Annotated in this window: 10 protein-coding genes, 4 tRNA genes and 4 pseudogenes; 10 read left to right on the top strand and 8 right to left on the bottom strand. The window is 58.3% G+C overall.

The features are described from left to right. Positions 1-7 precede the first annotated feature (7 nt). Positions 8-669: pseudogene (locus tag JCM15831_RS19250) on the bottom strand (tyrosine-protein phosphatase). Between the two features lie 92 nt (positions 670-761). On the opposite strand from JCM15831_RS19250, the gene JCM15831_RS13620 reads away from it, so the two are divergent. Beyond that, positions 762-1,067, top strand: a complete 306-nt coding sequence (locus JCM15831_RS13620; protein WP_025824681.1) for a hypothetical protein — start codon at positions 762-764, stop codon at positions 1,065-1,067. A 276-nt stretch (positions 1,068-1,343) separates the two neighbouring features. Here JCM15831_RS13620 and JCM15831_RS21155 read toward each other — a convergent pair whose 3' ends face one another. Further along, a complete protein-coding gene (locus JCM15831_RS21155) occupies positions 1,344-1,490 on the bottom strand; it encodes a Trm112 family protein (RefSeq protein ID WP_084490710.1) in 147 nt (48 codons plus the stop codon). Between the two features lie 127 nt (positions 1,491-1,617). Beyond that, positions 1,618-2,569 (bottom strand): annotated as a pseudogene (locus JCM15831_RS19245) (tetratricopeptide repeat protein). A gap of 195 nt (positions 2,570-2,764) precedes the next feature. Here JCM15831_RS19245 and JCM15831_RS13605 point away from each other — a divergent pair. From JCM15831_RS13605 to JCM15831_RS13590, 3 genes are all read left to right on the top strand, one after another. Then, positions 2,765-2,839: transfer RNA gene (locus tag JCM15831_RS13605), tRNA-Gly, on the top strand. Between the two features lie 498 nt (positions 2,840-3,337). Then, the gene (locus JCM15831_RS13595; RefSeq protein ID WP_232228212.1) at positions 3,338-4,093 is read left to right on the top strand and encodes a hypothetical protein; all 756 of its coding nucleotides are present in this window, start codon (positions 3,338-3,340) and stop codon (positions 4,091-4,093) included. A 97-nt stretch (positions 4,094-4,190) separates the two neighbouring features. Then, a complete protein-coding gene (locus tag JCM15831_RS13590; RefSeq protein ID WP_025824678.1) occupies positions 4,191-5,639 on the top strand; it encodes an APC family permease in 1,449 nt (482 codons plus the stop codon). Positions 5,640-5,652: 13 nt separating this feature from the next. Here the strand turns inward: JCM15831_RS13590 and JCM15831_RS13585 are convergent. After that, positions 5,653-5,727, bottom strand: a tRNA-Thr gene (locus JCM15831_RS13585). A gap of 92 nt (positions 5,728-5,819) precedes the next feature. On the opposite strand from JCM15831_RS13585, the gene JCM15831_RS13580 reads away from it, so the two are divergent. From JCM15831_RS13580 to JCM15831_RS13570, 3 genes are read left to right on the top strand one after another with little or no spacing between them, the layout of a single operon-like run. Continuing rightward, a complete protein-coding gene (locus tag JCM15831_RS13580) occupies positions 5,820-7,295 on the top strand; it encodes a paraquat-inducible protein A (RefSeq protein ID WP_025824677.1) in 1,476 nt (491 codons plus the stop codon). Then, entirely contained in the window at positions 7,292-8,965 is a 1,674-nt protein-coding gene (locus JCM15831_RS13575) for a PqiB family protein (protein ID WP_025824676.1), read from the top strand. Before JCM15831_RS13580 ends, JCM15831_RS13575 begins: the two co-directional genes overlap by 4 nt. Position 8,966: 1 nt before the next feature. Next, positions 8,967-9,602 carry a PqiC family protein gene (locus JCM15831_RS13570; protein ID WP_035774574.1) on the top strand — a complete coding sequence of 212 codons (636 nt, stop codon included), beginning with the start codon at positions 8,967-8,969 and terminating at the stop codon, positions 9,600-9,602. Between the two features lie 139 nt (positions 9,603-9,741). Here the strand turns inward: JCM15831_RS13570 and nusG are convergent. The 3 genes and pseudogenes from nusG to JCM15831_RS13555 all read right to left on the bottom strand — a co-directional run bounded on the left by nusG (position 9,742) and on the right by JCM15831_RS13555 (position 10,742). After that, positions 9,742-10,271, bottom strand: a pseudogene (gene nusG, locus JCM15831_RS19240) (transcription termination/antitermination protein NusG). A gap of 11 nt (positions 10,272-10,282) precedes the next feature. Continuing rightward, positions 10,283-10,579 carry a preprotein translocase subunit SecE gene (gene secE, locus JCM15831_RS21150; RefSeq protein WP_025824674.1) on the bottom strand — a complete coding sequence of 99 codons (297 nt, stop codon included), beginning with the start codon at positions 10,577-10,579 and terminating at the stop codon, positions 10,283-10,285. Between the two features lie 86 nt (positions 10,580-10,665). Beyond that, positions 10,666-10,742 (bottom strand) — tRNA-Trp (locus JCM15831_RS13555). A 184-nt stretch (positions 10,743-10,926) separates the two neighbouring features. Between JCM15831_RS13555 and JCM15831_RS13550 the strand changes: the two genes are divergently transcribed. After that, positions 10,927-11,000, top strand: a tRNA-Gly gene (locus JCM15831_RS13550). Between the two features lie 78 nt (positions 11,001-11,078). On the opposite strand, the gene JCM15831_RS20565 is transcribed toward JCM15831_RS13550, so the two are convergent. Next, positions 11,079-11,303 carry a cupin domain-containing protein gene (locus JCM15831_RS20565; protein ID WP_051528539.1) on the bottom strand — a complete coding sequence of 75 codons (225 nt, stop codon included), beginning with the start codon at positions 11,301-11,303 and terminating at the stop codon, positions 11,079-11,081. A gap of 643 nt (positions 11,304-11,946) precedes the next feature. Here JCM15831_RS20565 and atpH point away from each other — a divergent pair. Next, positions 11,947-12,534 (top strand): ATP synthase F1 subunit delta, encoded by a 588-nt coding sequence (gene atpH, locus JCM15831_RS13540; protein WP_232228211.1) that lies wholly within the window; start codon positions 11,947-11,949, stop codon positions 12,532-12,534. Beyond that, positions 12,534-14,067: pseudogene (gene atpA / locus JCM15831_RS19225) on the top strand (F0F1 ATP synthase subunit alpha). The gene atpH and the pseudogene atpA overlap by 1 nt, the downstream one beginning before the upstream one ends. The last annotated feature ends 7 nt before the right edge of the window (positions 14,068-14,074 follow it).

The raw sequence follows: 14,074 nt of genomic DNA, 5'->3' as shown, positions 1-14,074 counted from the left end.
TTCGGGCCTATTCGCGTCGCAATACCTGGTCTGTCAGGAAGGAAGCGAGCCTTCCCGCGACGAAATCCTGTTTGAGCAGCCCTTCATCGTATTCATGTTCGACCCAGTGTAGAAAGGGAATGCGCCCTTCTGCCTGGCTTTGATAACGCAGGATGAAGGCGTCCAGTATGCCGGTCCGCGAGCGGTTGAAATGGCCGAACCGCCAGTGGAGTTGTCTGAGCGCCGTGGCAGCGCTGCCACCTTCGAACAGGATCACAAGCGCTGATGCCAGACCGGCCCGGTCCGCGCCGGATTTGCAATGCATCAGCATTGGCATCTGGATGTTCTTATAGAGATTGGCAAAGCGCAAGATGCGGTCCCGATGGGGCGCGCCACGGCTCTCGAAGGCCATATCGACATGGTCGAGCTGGAGCTTTTTGGCTGCCTCACGCGATAATGCATCCGAACCGCAGCGGCGATGTCCGCGCAAATTGACCAGCGTGCGCAGGCCCAGACGCTTTTTCAGTCGTGCGAGGCGGGCCGGGGTTGGGTGATTACAACGATAGACCTTGCCGGAAACGACCTCAGCGAGATTGGTCCAGGGCAGGCGAAAGATTGCATGGTCGACAAACAGACTGTCGATCCAGCCTTTCGGCGGCCGCGTGGTGTAGCAGGCGATCCATCGAACACGTAAGCACTCCTTGAGACAATCCGCCTTGCCTGCCGCAGCCAGATCCATCCGTCAATTGCCGCGGCTGGGGGAGGTTGATAGAACCTGTCTTATGCGCTCCACCCCGCTTCTCATCTTGATGACGGTTCTTACCGGCTGCGCGGGAGACGCCTTCAGCCCTCCCAAGCCCGATCTTGCCGTCAATGGACCGCCTGGTCATCCACCGGGGCGCCCTCCTCATCGCGACCGTATGGCGCGTGCCTATGCGTCATTACCCATAGCAGTCCCGGGTATGGATGGAGGTCCCCCCATGTTGCCAGGCTTGGCGACAGAGACAGTGACGCGCGAAGTCAAACCGGAATTCGCTGTACCGGATGCGGAGGTTTCGTATGGGGCAAAGGATGCCGGGCACCCGTAACTCTGTCACGGATCGTCAAGTCGGGTGTGGCGATTTTGAGAATGTGTGGAGCGACGAAAAGACCGTCGCGCACTGCCCGGTCTGGCTGACCACCGTACCGAAAGGGAGTACGGACGTTCCTCAGAATGACTTCAGGAATTGGGCCCGTCTTTGACGCGCGCAATAAATGTCTCGATGTCTGAAGGCCGATGAAGAGGGTCGTCTTATGACGACCACAGTTCATTTCGTTGTGCGCTGACCTCTCGCACTGCGGATGCGAGCGTGCCAGCCTGCTGGTCAGGCGCTGATGCGCCGAGCTTCTTCCGGGAGCATGACCGGAATGCCGTCCCGAACCGGATAGGCAAGTCCTGCCCCCTTGCTCACGAGCTCCTGGGCTTCGCGGTCATAGACGAGCGCTTCCTTGGTGACTGGGCAGACGAGCATGGAGAGGAGCGTGGATCGAGATCTTGGGCCATGGAGAAATCCTGTTGCTTGATGAGGCTGGAGTGAGCGAAGCCGAGCGTCGCACGAGGCTGTTTTTCCGCTCACTCTTGATACGTCTGTGCGATGGTCAGGAAAAGAGAAGAGCCGAAAGCTTGCGGCGGGCGGGAAGGGTTGCCGGGTCGCTATTGCCCCAGGCCTCAAAGAAGCGGAGGAGTTCAGTGCGGGCTGCCCCTTCGTTCCACTCGCGGTCCTTCCGGATAATTTCCAGAAGCGTCTCGGCGGCTTCGCTCTTGTCTCCTGCGCCATTAAGCGCACCTGCCAGTCGGAACCGAAGCGCCAGATCGTCTGGGGCGGCGGCGCATTCTGCACGAAGACCATCGAGAGCAGAGGCTGCCTGACGGCTTTCTTTATGAAGAGCAAGCGCTGAGCGTGCACCGGAAATGGCGGGATGATCGCTCAGCTTGGGAGGCACCTGGCTCAGAGCCTCGTCGGCACCTTCTGCGTCATCCAGTGCGATGAGGGCCCGGATCATGCCGCCCCATCCTTCGGGGTTCTCTGGCTCGATCTCAAGCAAAGAGGCATAAAGGCTCGCTGCCTCTGCTGCTTGTCCGTCTTGCAGGGCGGCTGTTGCCGCAGCAAGAATATCGGCGCTTGGCAGGGAAGCTCCGGTTGATTTCAGGACCTGCTCGATGAAGCGACGTACTTCGCTTTCCGGTTGGGCGCCCTGCATGATGTCCAGGATCTGGCCTTTATAGAAGGCAGCAACCAGAGGAATGGACTGGATCGGAAGGCCAATCTGACCGAGCTGAGCTGCAAGAGCCGCATTGGCCTCGACATCGACCTTGACCAGCTTGACCCGCCCACCAGCAGCGGTAACGGCCCGTTCCAGGATGGGTGTGAGCTGTTTGCAAGGGCCGCACCAGCGCCCAGAAATCGACAAGAACGGGCATCTGGCGACTGGCGTCCAGAACCTCAGGCATGAAGCTGCGCTGATCGGCATCGACGATCATGGCGCCAGAGACCGGCGCGCCAGGCGTCGCCTGAGGCTGCGGAGGATTTTGCCCAATGATGTAGTCCATGACGTCTCTCTGTTCTAAGGCCACGCGGTATAGAAAGCGGTGCCGTTTACCAAGCTTGGCTACAAGATTGTTCTGAACCCCTTTGGAAGCAAGCCCGACAACGACGTGCCTGCATAAAGTGAAAAAAAGCGATTTTCCTGAAAAAACCCTCTTGCGCCACAGCGCTGTAAGCAATATTAACCCGTCCAACGGAACGCGGGCGTAGCTCAGGGGTAGAGCACAACCTTGCCAAGGTTGGGGTCGTGGGTTCGAATCCCATCGCCCGCTCCAGACAAAGCTTTTCTTGTCTGGAGCGTCGCTTCCGAAATCAAAATAAAAAAACATGATCTGGTTCCGAATACAGATCTATTGTTTCTCACTTCTGTGTGAGCTCATTGAGGCAAAAGCCTTATTCCTTAAGGAATTCTACCTTGCAGGTAAGAATTGCTCGAGCGCTAAAGGTTGCGCTTATAAAATAAGAAATTAAACCGTCCTGCGATAACAAAAAGATAGCGCGGCGGAAATTTGAGACATTTTTCTTCATCTTCGTTAGAAAATAGAAATCCAGTATTTTCTGCATATATTCACTTACTTGTGATGTGTGTGATCTTTCTTTCGATAAGTAAAGTCCATGCTTCTGAGGATGCGCCTCAACCCAAGCATGAGCAATGGTATACTGGGTCGCTCATTTCGCCATCTGGCCCGCAATTCAAGGCAGGTGTTCTCGGGATTGAGCCCTACTTCACCTATAATCAGGCCGTGGACTATTTAGGGGCGAATGGCTCAAGCATGCCGATGGCCTCTGGTCAGAGGACGGTCGCAAACTCGACGATGGTCAAATACGGCCTGACCGACCACATCAGTATCCAGATTTTTCCGGCAATCAGCTATCGCTGGAAAAAGCATGAGGGGAATACAAGCGGGCTGAAATTCGGCGATCTCCCCGTTGACGTGTTGTGGCGTTTTCTCGACCCGGACCCCAAACGGTACATTCCCTCCCTGAGTCTGTTTGCTGGCATGCTGATGCCAACGGGGGACTATACCCAGCTTGGCCGAAGTCAGGATGGAGCCGGGAACGGTGCCTATGTTTTTCGGACCGCGCTGGTCGAGCAATCTACTTATGAACTGCCCGACGATCATACGCTGCGTCTTCGTATGTGGGGGATGTTCCGCCGGGCCGTCAGCTCGGCGCGCCTTCAGGACATGACGAGTTACGGTACGACCAAAGGTTTTGTCGGTCGTGGACGTCCCGGGATGAGCGGCCAGACGGGTTTCTCTCTGGAATTCGGATTCAATCAACGTCTGGTTCTGGCGCTGGATGTGGCGCGTGACTGGGCCAACGGGGCAAGGGTCTGGGGCTCTTATCGCGGGGGAAGACGGATCGATCGCATCAGTGCGGCTTCAGGTGACTGGATGGTGGCCCCTGCGCTCGAATATAGCTGGTCGCCGCGTTTCGGCGTTGTCGCGGGGGCATCCACCTTTTTTGCCGGACATAACACCAATCTGACCGTTTCGCCTCAGGTTGCGGTCAATATGATTTTCTGACCGCGATCTTGCGATCGCAGTTGTCCCTCAGGGCTTGCTTTGCGAAAGGGAGGGCGTCACGCTTCTTCCAAGTCATATCCTGAGGAAAGTTACCGTCATGGCGGCTGAAGGCCAGTCTCGTACCCTGCATCGCCATCTCGGTCCGTTCAGCCTGCTGATGATGGGTATCGGGAGTGTGGTGGGGGCAGGAATCTATGTTCTGCCCGGAATAGCGGCAGCGCATTATGCCGGTCCTGCGGTCTCTCTCAGCTTCGTGCTCGCCGCAGTCAGTTGCGGTTTTATCGGGCTTTGCTACGCGGAACTGGCTTCGGCTCTGCCCGATGCGATGGGCGGAGCCTATGGCTATGCCAGAGCGATCCTTGGGGTCGGCCCGGCCTGGTGGGTCGCGTGGATGTTGGTGCTTGAATATGCCCTGGCCGGTTCGGCTGTCTCTGTTGGCCTGACTGGCTACCTTGCCGGGTTCCTCAAATCCTGTGGCGTCGTTTTGCCGCAGGCCATCGCAGCGTCGACCGTCACCTGGCAGGCAGGCGGCTTTCATGTTGCCGCTCAGATTAACGCGGTAGCGCTGGTTCTGGTCATGAGCCTCGGGTTGATTCTCTCAAGGGGTATTCGTCAGGCAAGCCGGGCGAATGGGGCGTTCGTCCTTCTCAAGCTGGCCGTTCTGATCGTGTTCGTCTGGGTTGGCTCGACTCATGTAAAGCCAGCACTCTGGCATCCGTTTTTGCCTCCGTCAGAAGGAGGCTTTCATTTCGGTCTGGCAGGCTTGCTGCGTGCTGTTGCTGTCGTGTCTTTCGCGTATCTCGGGTTTGACTCCATCTCTATCGCAGCCTCCGAGGCGCGAAATCCTGGGCGAGATGTGCCCTTCGGGTTGATTGGAGCGCTTGCCATCAGTGCGCTGCTCTACGTCATGGTCTCTCTCGTCATGACAGGGCTTGTGCCGTTTCGTGATCTCGACGTCGCAAGTCCTGTCTCCCTTGCGGTACAGGCGCTTGCCATGCCGGTGCTGGGGCTGATTCTGCAATTCGGCTCGGTTATCGGTCTGGGATCGGTGCTTTTCGTCAGCCTCTATGGACAGTCGCGTCTCTGCCATATTCTTGCGCATGATCGGTTGATGAGCCCGGCACTGAGCCTGGTCGACCCGAAAAGCGGAGCACCGGTCCTGGCGATCGCGCTGACGACGGTTCTCACAGCACTGACAGCGGCTTTACTGCCTATCACGCTTCTGGCGGATCTGGTCAGCATAGGCACCATGATCGGTTTTGTCGTGATTGCGATTGCGGTGATGAAACTGCGTGGCGAAAAAGGGAGAGATCGGTCGCGGTTTCGAGTGCCTCTCCCCGGTATTCAGCTCGGATTATACTGGATTGGAATCGTGCCTGTCCTGGCGATCATGACCTGTCTGGTCAATCTGGGCACTGTCCTGACTGATCTGGTCGCTCAAACTCTGAGAGGCGACTGGATCCCGCTTGGTTTTCTCGCGTTCTACTGCTTCGCCGGATGGATCATCGGGCGCAGAAGCGCGGCTGTTTTGAGCGGAACGGAATGAGGGGGAAATTCAATGGTGCCGACACTCGGAATTGAACCGAGGACCTACTGATTACGAATCAGTTGCTCTACCCCTGAGCTATGTCGGCGTCCATGGCGCGGTGCTATAGCCGAGACCGCCTGTTACTGCAACAGGGCAAACACCTATCTCTGGACGGAATCGTTCGCTAGAATATGTTTTATGTCTGATCGCTTCCACAAGCGCCTGTGGCGTAACGCCGTCACGATGACCACCGCAAACGTACCCAGCCCGACCCTGAGAGTCGTGGAGGGATTGCGGGAGTGTCCGTGCTGCGGGCTTTTTCAGACGCTTCCCCGATTACAGCGTGGGCAGGTTGCCTATTGCAGGCGGTGCGACGCTCAGCTCGCGCGGCGGAGCAACACCCCTCCGATTGCCGCTCCGGCAGCTTTCTGTCTTGCTTCTCTCGCGCTGTATCTTGCTCTGTTCTTCACCGAGCTTCTGACAATCAATGTGCATGGCAGGGTCAATACGGTCACGATCCTGACGGGGCCGATCGAACTCGGGCGAGAGGGCTTTGGTGAGATTGGCCTGATCGTCGGACTGACCACGTTGATCATGCCCGGCATCGCCATTGCGTTGATGGGCGCCATTCTGATCGGCGCCAGCCGAAGGCAGATGCCCGATTGGGCTCCGAGACTGATGTCCTGGTACGACCGGCTGCGCGAATGGTCGATGATCGAAGTCTATATTCTTGGTGTTTTCGTTGCCTATACCAAGCTCGTGGATCTCGCGATTGTCGATCTTCGTGCCGGGATCTTCCTGATCGCTGCGTTGATGATCACACAGGCTGCGACTGATTCCACGCTGGACGTCGAACGGATCTGGCTCAATCGCGACATCCGTGACGAGATTGAAGATAATCAGGGACGCATCCTGCCAGTCGAACATATTACGGCGACAGACGAGTCGATGCCGCCCATTCAGCATATGCTGTCCTGTCACGCTTGTGGGCTGGTGATGGCGTTCGATCAAGAAGTGCCGCGTGAAGAGGACATGGGAGACTGCCCGCGCTGTCACCAGATTCTGAAACGGCGCAAATCGAACAGCCTGATCAATGCGTCTGCTCTGCTTCTGGCTGGGGTGGTCTGCTATATTCCGGCCAACCTGTTCCCCATCATGACCTATACGAAGATGGGGCAAGCGAATACGAGCACGATCATCCACGGCGTTATCGAGCTCTGGAATTCAGATCTGATACCTCTTGCCCTGCTTGTTCTTTTCGCGTCGATCACGGTGCCGGTTCTCAAAATCGTCTCTCTGGCCTTCATGGTTTTCAGCACATGGCGGAAACAGAAGCGGGGACTAAAGTTGATGACCAAGCTTTACCGTCTTGTCGATTTGATAGGTCGCTGGTCAATGATCGACGTGTTCATGATCTCGATTCTGGTTGCGATCGTTCATTTCAACTTTCTCGCCAATGTTGTGGCAGACCCGGGCGTGGTCTTCTTCACCATCGTCGTCATCGTGACAATTTTTGCAGTACATAGTTTCGATCCTCGCAGCATGTGGGACGCCGCTGGGGAAAACGGCCCCGTGACGATCCCCGACGAGGCGAAACAAAATTCCGACCCGGGAGGGATCTCCAACGGAGATTCTTCATTTTCTCCTCACGATATGGAGCCCGAGCGCGCGTGAGCGACCAAAACGATCAATCCCCCGCCCCTAAAAAGGCCGGGATCAGAAAGACACGCTTTTCGGTCATCTGGCTGATCCCGATTATTGCCATCGTGATCGCGGGCTGGCTGGCCTGGCGCGGCTTCGCCAATCGCGGGCCGGATATCACGATCACCTTCGACACGGCCTCGGGGCTGACGGCTGGCCAGACGCAGGTCAAGAACAAGGCCGTCACGCTGGGAACGGTGCAGGATATCAGCCTGACGCCCGATATGCGTCGGGTCATCGTCCATATTCGCATGAACGGTGATACGGAAGACATCCTGACGGATCACACGCGCTTTTGGGTTGTGCGTCCGCGCATCAACGGCGCCAGCATCACCGGGCTCGAAACCCTTCTCTCCGGGGCGTACATCGCCATCGATCCGGGTGAGAAAGGTGGTCGCTATGAAAGCAACTTCACCGGTCTCGAAGCAGCGCCGGGTGTGAGGTCTGACCAGCCTGGGTCGACTTTCATGCTCGTTTCACCCACGCTTGGCTCGATTGGTGAAGGGGCTCCCGTCTTCTTTAGAGATATGTCTGTCGGTGAGGTGCTCGGTTACACTATGCCGCCGGGTGGCGACGGACCGATTATGGTCCAGGTTTTCGTCAAATCGCCTTACGATCAGTATCTGCGGACAGACACACGGTTCTGGAACGTATCGGGTGTTCAGGTCGGGCTGGGTGCCGGCGGGCTCAAGGTCCAGCTCACCTCGCTTCAGGCGCTTCTCTCGGGGGGTGTTGCCTTCGGACTGCCGACACGTCGTCTCAAGGTCGATGCCCCTCAGGCACCCGCCAATTCTGTCTTTCGTCTCTATGGAAGTCAGGCAGAGGCCGATAACGCGCGGTATCATCAGCGCCTGAAGGCCGCCACCTATATCGACAGCTCCGTCAAGGGACTGACTTCGGGTGCGTCGGTCAGCATGTTTGGTATTCAGGTAGGCAGCGTGACGGATGTCTCGCTCAAGGTGAACGAGCAGGATGGAACGGCTCGTGTCCGCGTCGAGATGGAACTCGAGCCGGAACGCGTCCTGAACAGCGAAGAGAGTTCTCGTGACTCGCAGCACAAGCTGCTCACGGCTTTTGTGGGCAAGGGCATGCGGGCTTCGGTGGAGAGCGCCAGCTTCCTGACCGGCGAATCCATGATCGGTCTGCAGTTTGTCAAAAATGCCAAGCCTGCTGCGCTGACTTATGAGGATGATGTCGCCATCATTCCGAGCCAGGCTGGTGGTATCGATGGCATCATGGCGTCTGCGGCCACGACCATGGACAAGGTCGCGGCCATGCCGCTGACCCAGATCGGTGAGCATCTGAACGACCTTCTGGCCCATACCGATCAGCGCCTTGCAAGCCCGGAGGTCAAACAGTCGATCGTCGCCCTGCGTGACTCTCTGCGTCACATCTCCGAGCTGACTCAGAATGCCGATCAGGGCATGAAGCCACTGCTCAAGAAACTGCCGGCGATGAGCGACGCCCTTCAGGGCACGCTCAAGAATGCCCAGGTTGTTCTGGCGAGCTATGGGGGTGACACCGATTTCCACCGGGATCTGCAGGCCATGATGACGCAGCTCGGTCAGGCCGCTCGCTCGATCCGCTTCCTGACGGATTACCTGAACCATCATCCTTCGGCTCTGATAACGGGACGCCACTGACGTGAAGAAGCTCTCTCTCTCCGGCTCGCGCCGCACCATGCGCCGTCACGCGGCCTCCCTAGGTCTTGCGCTCGTGATGGCAACAGGTCTTTCAGCCTGCGGCAGTGATCCCACGCTCTATTCGATCGCCCCTGTTCCTGGGGTCGCCCAGTCGGGCGGCCCGGTCGTGGTGGAAGTTCGCACTCCGGTCGTGGCTGCGAGCCTCGATCGGGACGAGATTGTCCGTCAGGACAAGGATTACAAACTCGGCATGGCGAAGGGGAATGCGTGGAGTGAGGCCATCGGTGACATGATCGGGCGCGTTCTGACGCAGGACCTGGCGCAACGCCTGCCCGGGACCACTGTTTTTGCCCAGAACGATGCTGTCTCGACCAAGCCGCTCGCTTTTGTCGAGCTGACCGTGACGGCTTTCAACGCTGATCAAAAAGGTAACGCCTCTCTGGTTGGTTCTCTCTCCATTCATGGAGATAAGCCGGGGATCGGTCCGAATCTGACGGTACCGGTGCAGCTTCAGGCACCTCTTGATAACGTGCAAGCCAGTACGCTTGTCGCGGGGCTCAGCACGCTCACGGGTCAGCTCGCCGATCAGGCAGCGCAGAAGATCCGTGCGCTACCGGTTTTGCCGATCACGCCCTGAAGGGGAGGCTTCCAGGGCATTGCCCTGGGATCGATCCCGCCTGGCGGCTGAGGCGTCTCGCTTTTGGCTTGCCAGCGTGAGCAGGGCATAAAAAACCCGCCTCCATCAGGGGCGGGTTTTTTTGTCTTATCGCGGAGCATCAGAGCTTTTCGACCTGAGTATAGTCGAGTTCGACCGGTGTCGAACGACCGAAGATCGAGACGCTCACCTTGAGGCGGGCGCGTTCCTCGTCGACTTCTTCGATCACACCGTTGAACGATGTAAACGGACCGTCGGCTACACGAATCTGTTCGCCGATCTCGAAAGTGACCGCAGAACGGGGACGCTCTGCGCCTTCGACCGCCTGCTTGAGCATACGCTCGGCTTCCGCTCGGTGATCGGGGAAGGGCGATTGCGGGTGCCCAGAAAGCCGGTGACTTTGGGTGTGTCCTTGACCAGATGCCATGCATCATCGGTCAGTTCCATTTTGACCAGCACATAGCCGGGGAAGAACTTGCGTTCGGCATTGACCTTGCGGCCACGACGAACTTCGGTCACGTCCTCTGAAGGAACGAGCACTTCCTCGAACTGGTCGCTCAGACCCTTCTGGGCTGCCTGTTCCTTGATATGGGTGGCAATCTTCTTCTCGAACCCGGAATAGACATGCACGACGTACCAACGCTTAGCCATGGTTGTTCGTCTTAGCCTCCAACGCCAAAGAGTTCGCGAACGCCAAGTCCGATGACCTGGTCGACAACGAAAAAGAAAACAGAGGTGAGGGCAGCCATGGCCAGCACGGCGCCTGTGGTGACCAGCGTGTTGCGGCGGGTCGGCCAGGTAACCCGGGTTGCTTCTGAGCGTACATCTTTGAAGTACTGCACCAGATTAAAGCGGGTTGCTGGCTTGGAAGAGGGTTTCGGAGCGTTCTTCGAAGATCCGCCCGTCGAGGGCGAAGACTGCTGCGACCCGTGTTTGGGGGTAGTGACCGACACCGTCATCCTCATATTCATGTGAAAGCCGCGCGTGGCGGAATACCGCGCCCGACTCCGCTCGCTGGCTTGATCAGCCCGCGGCTGCGGCGTGGTGGCAGGGGCGGAGGGTCTCGAACCCGCAACCTCCGGTTTTGGAGACCGGCGCTCTAGCCAATTGAGCTACACCCCTAGCGTCATTCGCCTTGTTGATCGGGAGAAGGATAAGACCTGCCTCCGGCCGGATCAAGACGTGACCACTTGCGGCGTAATGCGGCGAGCAGAGGCCTAAGTCAAGAGATCATTTCGAAATTCGCTGTGAAAACTGGCTCTTGCGTCGCGTCAGGATCGGCGTTAGGGAGGGATCAAGCTGAAGCGCGGGCGTAGCATAGTGGTAATGCAGTAGCCTTCCAAGCTTCTGAGGAGGGTTCGATTCCCTTCGCCCGCTCCAGCTTTTCCCCGGAAAATTCAAAGTCGTTAGTAGAACGCCCCTCATCTGACCGGGGCGCTCGTGACGTGCCTTGTAGGCTTACTCCGTCTGGCAGGCTTCATGATGAGGCTGCGCAGAAGCGAATTGCGTGATCATATATGCGACCGGGCCATCACCCACGTTACCTGACAGATGGCCGATATGGCCTTTGCTATCGGCTTTGGTGCCGACATCCTCGCTTAGCAACGCGTCGCCCGGGTTCAGTTCGACACGGGAGCCGTCCATGCTCTGGATGAACAGCACACCCTGAATCGGATGATCCACTGGACGTTTTCAGGCGCGTGCCAATCACCTTTCCAATGAGCGGGCTGAATGCTTGTGACCATTCGAGCCTGACCTTGCTGAGCGTGATTGAGCCATTGCGGGTCGGCATGGGCTGAGAGCTTGCTCAGCGAGAAGTTCTTGAGCTTGCACTTTGTCAGATGGCTCACGCCCTTGGAATCCGTCCAGTTGTCCCAGTAAGGGACGCCTGCGGGTTGGGCGGGAGGTGGCGCAGCTGCGCGACAGGGGACAGAATCGCCGCCGCGGAGGCAAGAAGCAGGGTATGGCGCAAGGCGCGTATCATGGCTCGGGACCGCTTTCTGTTTAGGGGAGGTAAGGCTGCATAGTGCCAAAAACCACTCGAAGTGTGCAAATCTGGAACAAAGCGGTCCCGTAAGGATGCGTTGCGGGTCGATAAAGGCAGGATTCTGAGGCGTTTCGAACCAGAGTGTCAGTTGCGCAGGGCGCGGCACGCGTGCTAGACGCCCCGCGAGGCCCGATCCGTTATTGCGGAATCGGGACGAACAGTCTCGTTACCTGAGTTACGATCAAGCGGCTGCAAATCGGGGTGTCTTGGGCGATTGCCCGATGCTCCAGCGGCCAGGGTCATCAGGATGTTTGTGTAATTGGGGTGGGAACGCCGGACGTGACAGTGGTCGAAACAGCCGAAGCACCGCAGGTCAGCTTGGATGCGTCAGGGGGACTGGCGCAACGCTATGCTCTGGCGCTCTATGACTATGCCGATGAGAAATCGGCACTTCCAGAGGTGCTCGATCAGGTGCGCGCACTGCGCAAGCTGCTTGCAGAAAGCGCATCGCTGCGCGAGTTTCTCGCTGATCAAAGTCTCGATTCCCGCCAGGCTGGCCAAGGCCTCGATGCTGTGCTCAAGGCACAGGGCTTCAGCGAGACGCTTCAGCGCTTCGCGGGCGTCGTGGCCCATAACCGTCGCGCGGCACGCCTCAATGAAATTCTTGGCGCGGTCATCGCCCTCGACGCCAGACGTCGCGGTGAGACTGTTGCCGAAGTGCGCAGTGCCCAGCCGCTGAGTGCTGCCCAGCGCAGCGCCCTGCAGGCGCGCCTTGCCGAAGCAGGCTACGCTCGCGTTTCCATGATCGAGCGCGTCGAACCCGAATTGATCGGTGGTCTTGTCGTGCAGATTGGCGCAAAGCTTTTTGATACCTCCATTCGCGGGCGTCTGACCCGCATCCAGAATGCCATGAAGGGAGCCGCGTGATGGATATCCGTCCCGCTGAGATTTCGGACATCCTCAAGCAGCAGATCGCGTCCTTCAATGACGAAGCGCAGGTCTCCGAGACGGGCACAGTCCTGTCGATCGGTGACGGCATTGCGCGCGTCTATGGTCTGTCCAATGCTATGGCCGGCGAAATGGTCGATTTCCAGACCACTGGCGATCGCGGCATGGTGCTGAACCTCGAAGAAAGCAGCGTCGGTATCGTTGTGTTCGGTGATGGCGACGGCATTCGCGAAGGCGACACCGTCACGCGCACGGGTGCAGTGGTTGAAGTGCCGGTCGGCAAGGGGCTTCTGGGTCGCGTCGTTGACGCACTCGGTAACCCGATCGACGGCAAGGGTCCGCTGACCGACGTCGTCATGAAGCGTGCAGAGGTGAAGGCGCCGGGCATCATGCCGCGTCAGTCCGTCTGCGAGCCCATGCAGACAGGCATCAAGGCGATCGACGCTCTTGTGCCCGTCGGACGTGGCCAGCGTGAGCTTGTGATCGGTGACCGTCAGACCGGCAAGACCGCGATCCTGATCGACACCATCGTCGCCCAGAAGCCCGTCAACGCCACTGGCGATGAGAAGCAGAAGCTGTATTGCATCTATGTTGCAATCGGCCAGAAGCGCTCCACTGTTGCCAATCTCGTACGCACGCTGACGGAAGAAGGCTCGATGGAATACTCCATCGTCGTCGCCGCAACGGCGTCCGATCCGGCACCGATGCAGTATCTCGCGCCTTACTCGGCTTGCTCGATGGGTGAGTTCTTCCGCGATAACGGCATGCACGCCTGATCTGCTATGACGATCTGTCCAAGCAGGCCGTGGCTTATCGTCAGATGTCGCTTCTGCTGCGTCGTCCGCCGGGCCGTGAAGCGTTCCCGGGTGACGTGTTCTATCTGCATTCGCGTCTGCTGGAACGCGCTGCCAAGCTGTCTGACGCCTTCGGTGGCGGCTCGCTGACGGCTCTGCCGGTCATCGAGACCCAGGCTGGCGACGTTGCAGCTTACATTCCGACCAACGTGATCTCGATCACAGACGGTCAGATCTTCCTTGAGACCGACCTGTTCTACAAGGGCATCCGCCCTGCCGTGAACGTCGGTGGCTCGGTGTCGCGCGTTGGTTCAGCCGCCCAGATCAAGGCGATGAAGCAGGTCGCAGGCAAGATTAAGCTCGACCTCGCCCAGTATCGTGAGATGGCCGCGTTCGCCCAGTTCGCCTCCGATCTCGACCCGGCAACGCGCAAGCAGCTTGAGCGTGGTGCCCGTCTGACGGAACTGCTGAAGCAGCCCCAGACGTCACCTCTGCCGGTTGAAGAGCAGGTTGTGGTTCTGTTTGCCGGTACGCGTGCTTCGTCGACGCTGTGAAGGTCGATCAGGTCGTTCGTTACGAAGCGACATTGCTGTCTGAAATGCGCAGCTCGGGCAAGGACATCCTCGATTCCATCCGCAATGATCGCCAGATCAAGCCGGAGACCGAGGCCAAGCTGACCGAACTGCTGACGGCGTTCAACAAGCGCTTTGCAGCCTAAGGACGAA

Origin of the sequence: Asaia astilbis JCM 15831 (genome assembly GCF_000613845.1) — a bacterium.
Taxonomy (GTDB): domain Bacteria; phylum Pseudomonadota; class Alphaproteobacteria; order Acetobacterales; family Acetobacteraceae; genus Asaia; species Asaia astilbis.
Note: the sequence above shows the minus strand (reverse complement) of the source record. Positions and strands in the feature narration are given on the sequence as shown.